The organism is Ruegeria sp. BG10, from assembly GCF_056538575.1.
Window position 1 is genome coordinate 23,349 of the sequence record NZ_JBQFTI010000011.1, and the last position, 6,000, is coordinate 29,348.

The window sequence follows — 6,000 nt, forward strand, 5'->3', positions numbered from 1 at the left end:
AAATGGACCTGAAACGAAGGCACGCGGTGGCTTTTCCCTTCGATCCAAAGAGCCCATCTTGGACCGTATCGATGCCGCTATTCTGCGTGAGCTCTGCGCGGACGCGCGCATTCCCCGGGCGGAACTGTCCCGCCGTGTCGGACTGTCCGCCCCCAGCGTTGCAGACCGGGTGCGTCGCCTGGAGGACACGGGCATCATCACGGGCTACGGCGCGCGGATCAATCCGGCCCGGCTCGGATATGGGCTGACACTCCTGATACGGGCACGGCCGCTGCCGGGCGCGATGCAGGACATGGTTCAGGCCATTCGGGACACTCCGCAGATCGTCTCGTGCGACCGCGTATCGGGTGAGGACTGTTTTGTCGCCCGCGCCCATGTCCGCGACGTTGCAGAAATGGAAGCCGTCATCGACCGGATCGTTCCCTTCGGTGCGACCAATTCCTCAATCGTGCAATCCTCACCCGTCGAGGAGCGGTTGGTAGAGCTGTGATGCGGCGGGGAACAACGGCCATCTTCAGGGTAATCCCGCGATATTCGGCGGCACCCGTGCGGGTCTGGCTGGAGAATAATGGTGAGTTGTAACCGAACCTCAGCTCAGCATTCTGGCGGACACGTCTTCCAGCAGATCGTGCAAATCGAATTCTTCGCCCTTTTCCGCAAGCCCCTGGTCGCGCAGGATGAACGACAGACCGTGAACGAAACTCCACAACAGGAACCCACGGCGGCGTACCTCATCAGTGATTCCCGGCTCACCCAGACATTTTGCGACTTCGGACAGCAGGATACCAAAGCTTTGTTGGCCGCCTTCCTCCAGCCGTGGATCGGCGATCCGGTCGGTGAACCCGCCGAATTTCAGACAGAAAATCCCCGGCTCGCGCAGCGCGAATGAGACGTATTCCATACCGATCGCGGTAATGCGCTCGGGTGACCCTTCGGGAATTCCTTCCAGTGCGGCAAGCATGTTCTCGCGGTGCCTGGCCATGCCCTCCAGAACGGTAGTAACAAGCATTTCCTTCTTATCGCTGAAGTGTTTATAGGGCGCGGCGGTCGAGACACCGGCCAGCCGGCACGCATCCGAAACCGAAAACCTGTCCGGTCCCTTCTCCTCGACCAACTGCCGCGTGGCTTCGATCAGCGCGGCGCGAAGATCACCGTGATGATAGGATTTTTTTCCTACCGATGGGTGCCGCGATCCATCATCGGACTTATGAATTTTTTGTGTGCTCGTCATGGTTAAAGATGTGGCAGATCACGTTCCCCTTGTCAAAGTAAGCAGCGCTAACATATGTTAGAGATGCTAACTTGCTGAGGTTGCCAAATGCCGGATCGAGAAAAGAACCGTTCCTCGCGAACCAAGAGAAGCCTGTTTTCCAGCGTTTTTCGCGTAGGTTTGCGGTTGGGGGTGACAGCCAGTGTGTTTGCTGTTGCGGCAGCTGCCGTCTATTTCGGGGCCTCGGAACTTTCGCGCAGGGCCGAAGCCGTTCCTGCGCCTGACGCAGCGGCCGTGACCCCGGTTTCCGTGACGCCGATCAGGCAGGAAGACGCCTATGTCGTCGATCGGGTGTTCATCGGTCAGGTTGAACCGCAGCGCGCTGCCGATATTTCCTTCGAACTGAATGGCACGCTCGAAGAAATTCTGGTGGACGAAGGTGACGAGGTTGCGCGGGGCCAGCGGCTGGCCACACTGGATATCGTCCTGCTCGAAGTTGAACAGGACCGGCTGACCGCTTCGCGGGACGCCATTGCGGCGCAGCTGGGTTTTGCCAGAAAGACGGTCGAGCGAAACGCCGGACTTATTGAACAGGGCTTTACGAGCCAGGCGCGTCTGGACGAGGCTGTGGCACGGCAAGACGAATTGCTTTCGCGGATGGGGGAGCTTGACGCCGCCTTGCGTGACGTGACTGTGAGGATCGAAAAGTCCGGGATCAAGGCTCCGTTCGCAGGCCGGATTACCGCCCGCCATGTCGATGGCGGGGAAACCTTGCAGCCCGGTGATCTGGTGCTGGGGATGGTCGAAATCGTATCTCCGCAGGTTCGGATCGGAATTCCGCTGGATGTGGACCCGGCACTTTTGTCCGATGTCGAGGTTGAAATCGCCGGTACCCGCCACCCGGCCCGTCTGGCGACGTTGCGACCCGATATCGATCCGCTGACACGGACACGAACCGCGCTTTTTGATCTGATTGGGGGCGTTGACGTAGCCTTTGGGCAGACCGCGCGCGTCCACATCGGCGAACCGGTGGAAAGCACCGGGACCTGGGTCCCGACGACCGCGCTGAAAGAAGGCGCGCGCGGGCAATGGACGCTGCTGGTTGCTGACGCAGACAAGACGGTGCGGGTGGCAAGTGTCGAAGTGCTGCACGCACAGAACGACCGTGTTTTCGTCCGCGGTGAATTTCCCGACGGAACTGTCCTGATAGATCAGGGTCCTCAGCGCGTAACCGTTGGTCAGCGGGTTGCATTCGGGACGGATGGGTAACGGAGCAGGCCAATGGAAACGCTCACTTTTCGCCACCCACGGCTTGTCGCGCTAATCGTACTGGTTCTGGTATCCGCGGGGCTTTCGTCGTTCCTGTCGCTTGGACGGCAGGAAGACCCGACAATCACCAACCTCTTTGCGACTGTGACCACCCAATATCCCGGCGCTGACCCGGAGAGGGTCGAAGCCCTTGTCACAGCCGAAATCGAAGAAGAGCTTCGCAAGATCGCCGAAGTTGACGAAATCAGTTCCGTGTCGCGATCCGGTGTCTCGGTCGTATCGGTCGAATTGCTGGAAACGCTCGACGAAACGACCATCGAACAAGTCTGGGCCGAGGCCCGGGATGCTGTGGGTGACGCGAGCCGGAAATTTCCGGCCGGCGTTCTGCCGCCCGAGTTCGACGCCGAAGGCATTTCCGCCTATTCGGCCGTTATCGCGGTAGCAGCGGAAAACCCGGATTACCCCGTGACGCTGCTGTCGCGCCATGCCGAAGCTCTGGGTGACAGGCTGCGCGCCATCCCCGCCACCCGTGCGGTGGATTACTTTGGACAGCCGGAAGAAGAAGTTCTGGTCAGCGTCGATATGGACAGGGCCGCTGCGCTGGGGCTCGGGGCTGCCGAGATATCGCAGCGGATCGTCGAGGCGGACGGCAAGATCCAGTCAGGGCGGCTGCAATCCGACGTTGACCTGACCATCAACATCAGCGGAGAAATCGAAACGCTGGACCGGATCCGGAACATCGTGTTGCGCGAAAGCCGCGAAGGTGCAGTGGTCTTGCTGGGTGACCTGGCCAGCGTGGATCGGGGCCCCCGCGACCCGCAGTCCTCGATAGCCTTCGCCAACGGCATGCCCGCCGTACTGGTCGGTGTCCTGGCGCAGGACGGCGTGCAGATCGACCGCTGGACCGGTTATCTGCGTGACGAGCTTGAAAGCGGGGCCGCGTCGGTTCCCCTTGGCGTGCAGGAGATACTGCTTTTCGATCAAAGCCAGTACACGACGGATCGCCTGACCGAGGTCGGGATCAACATGGCAATCGGTGTTGCTCTGGTCGTGGCTGTTCTGTTCGTAACGCTGGGTGTTCGCGCTGCCGCCATCGTTGCACTGGTTTTGCCGGTCGTTTCGTTGGCGACGCTGGCGACGATGAACATGATCGGCCTGCCCATTCACCAGATGTCGGTGACCGGCCTGATCGTGGCACTGGGATTGCTTGTTGACGCCGCAATTGTGATGACCGACGAAATTCGCCGCCGGTTGCAGGCAGGCATGGCGCGTGTCGATGCCGTGCGGGACGCGGTGCGCCGTCTGACGGCGCCGCTTTTGGCATCCACTGTCACGACGGCACTGGCCTTTATGCCGATGATCCTGCTGCCCGGTCCCGCCGGGGATTTCGTCGGCGCGATCGCCATCGCCGTTGTTCTGATGCTTGTGTGGTCCCTGATCGTCGCGCTGACAGTCACGCCTGCGGTTGCAGGTTGGATGCTGTCAAACAAACCGGATGCAGGAATGCTGAGCCGGGGCATCACGATCCCGGCTCTGGCCCGGCTATTTGAGGCCTCCATCCGGCTTTCCGTCGCCAACCCGCTGCGGTCCATCGCACTGGCGCTGGTGTTGCCGGTCTTGGGATTTGCGGCCTTCCCGACCCTGACCGCGCAGTTCTTTCCGGGCGTGGATCGCAACCAGTTCTACATCGAAGTGGATATGCCCGGCGGAACGTCAATCGCAACCACCACCCGCACTACCCGCAGGATCGACGATATTCTGCTGGCCGATATCGGCGTTCGCAGCGTCTATTGGACCGTCGGCGAATCCGGTCCGGCCTTCTACTACAACATTGTCGGCAAACGCGCGCGCGAGCCCGGGTTCGCACAGGCCATGATCACGACGGAAACCGCTGAGGACGCCGCGCGCCTCGTTGGCACCCTGCAGGCCCGTCTCGACATCGAATTCCCCGATGCCCAGATCATTGTGCGCAACCTGGTGCAGGGGCCTCCGGTTGCTGCCCCGGTCGAGGTCAAAATTCAGGGTCAGGACATTTCCGTCCTGCGCAGTTTGGGTGGCGAAGTGCGTGCGGTCATGGCCAATCTTGATCTCGTGACCCAAGCCCGTGCCAGCGTTAACGGCGGCAACCCCCAGATCCGCTTTGAAATAGACGAGGTCAAGGCCCGCCTGCTGGGTCTGGACGTTGCGGACATTGCCAGACAGTTGGACACCGCTCTGGTCGGCGTCACCGGAGGATCGCTGATCGAAGGGACCGAGCAGTTGCCCGTGCGCGTGCGATTGGGTGACCAGGTGCGATCTGACCTGAGTGAAATCGTCAGTATGCCCATTCTCCTGCCCAATGCGGCGGCCGTGTCGGCAACCGGGGCTTTTCCCGCCTTACCCTTGTCAGAGTTAGCCCAGCCCGTCATCGAACCCGCGGAAAGTGTCATCACCCGGACGTATGGCGTTCGCGAAAACACTATTCAGGCCTTCATTATCCCCGGTGTGCTGCCGGAAGAAGCGCTGCAGGACGTTCTTCTGGCGCTGGACGCGGCGGGGTTCGCGCTTCCGCAAGGTTATACGATGTCTCTGGGTGGTGACAGCGATGCCCGCTCGAACACGGTCGGTAACCTGATGGCATCGGTCGGGCTGATTGTTACGCTGTCCATTGCGACCATCGTGCTGACCTACAACTCGTTCCGACTGACCGTGGTAACGTTGATTGTCTGCGTCCTGTCGGCCGGCCTGTCGATGCTGTCTCTGGCAGTCATGCAGTTCCCCTTCGGCATTCAGGCTATCATCGGGGTCATCGGCTCGATCGGAGTCTCAATAAACGCGGCGATCATCATTCTGACAGGTTTGCAACAAGACCCACGGGCAAGCCGCGGAGATCAGGCCGCCATCGCCCGCGTGGTGACCGGCTCCAGCCGTCACATTATTTCGACTACGGTCACGACTTTCGGCGGATTCCTTCCCCTGATCCTGGACGGCGGCGCCTTCTGGCCCCCCTTCGCAGTGGCTATCGCCGGAGGCGTTTTGCTGTCGACCGTCGTGTCCTTCTATTTCACGCCGACGGTGTTTGCCCTGATGTTCCGATGGCGCCAACCCGGCGAACGTTCAACCGACGAGCTACACTCACGGACTGGAGGGGCTATCGTTCCTATGGCCGCACTGTGACTTTATCTAGTACTATATTTCGTCTTATCAGGGCGAATTGGCGCTGCCGGTGCTCGGGGACACCTACTACGGTTTCTCAAAGCCTTGATGGAACCTTACGCTTTAGCCGGTGAGGTTTCTCAGTTGCCCACGTCTGGCTACTACCAGCGAAGGCTATGAAGGTTCTGCCTTCTGCCATCCGGGTTGCTTCCACAGTGCTTCCAGAGAGATAAGCGGGCAGCGGTGTTGCCGCTTGCTCCGATCTTTAATGCTTTGCTTTCGTTGAGAAAGCTTGGTTTCTGTGGGAGGGTTTGCCGTACTGCCCTTCGGGTTATGAGCCTGACGAGGTGAAGACGTTAAGCAATTGATCCGGGGGATCAATTGTA

Annotated in this window: 4 protein-coding genes; 3 read left to right on the forward strand and 1 reads right to left on the reverse strand. The window is 60.3% G+C overall.

The features are described 5' to 3' along the window. Positions 1 to 58 precede the first annotated feature (58 nt). Positions 59 to 490, forward strand: coding sequence for an Lrp/AsnC family transcriptional regulator (locus tag ACR0D8_RS22100; RefSeq protein WP_480649686.1), 432 nt, complete (start codon positions 59 to 61; stop codon positions 488 to 490). Positions 491 to 589: 99 nt separating this feature from the next. On the opposite strand, the gene ACR0D8_RS22105 is transcribed toward ACR0D8_RS22100, so the two are convergent. Then, positions 590 to 1,231, reverse strand: a complete 642-nt coding sequence (locus ACR0D8_RS22105) for a TetR/AcrR family transcriptional regulator (protein ID WP_480649687.1) — start codon at positions 1,229 to 1,231, stop codon at positions 590 to 592. Positions 1,232 to 1,414: 183 nt separating this feature from the next. Between ACR0D8_RS22105 and ACR0D8_RS22110 the strand changes: the two genes are divergently transcribed. Both ACR0D8_RS22110 and ACR0D8_RS22115 read left to right on the forward strand, forming a co-directional pair. Continuing rightward, positions 1,415 to 2,479 (forward strand): efflux RND transporter periplasmic adaptor subunit, encoded by a 1,065-nt coding sequence (locus tag ACR0D8_RS22110; RefSeq protein WP_480649688.1) that lies wholly within the window; start codon positions 1,415 to 1,417, stop codon positions 2,477 to 2,479. Between the two features lie 12 nt (positions 2,480 to 2,491). Beyond that, on the forward strand, positions 2,492 to 5,635 hold the full coding sequence (locus tag ACR0D8_RS22115; RefSeq protein WP_480649689.1) for an efflux RND transporter permease subunit: 3,144 nt from the start codon (positions 2,492 to 2,494) through the stop codon (positions 5,633 to 5,635). Positions 5,636 to 6,000 lie beyond the last annotated feature (365 nt).

Bases quoted from the DNA above. Each gene is read 5' to 3' on its own strand.
- ACR0D8_RS22105 (WP_480649687.1), bottom strand. From the start codon at position 1,231: ATGACGAGCACACAAAAAATTCATAAGTCCGATGATGGATCGCGGCAC.
- ACR0D8_RS22115 (WP_480649689.1), top strand. From the start codon at position 2,492: ATGGAAACGCTCACTTTTCGCCACCCACGGCTTGTCGCGCTAATCGTA.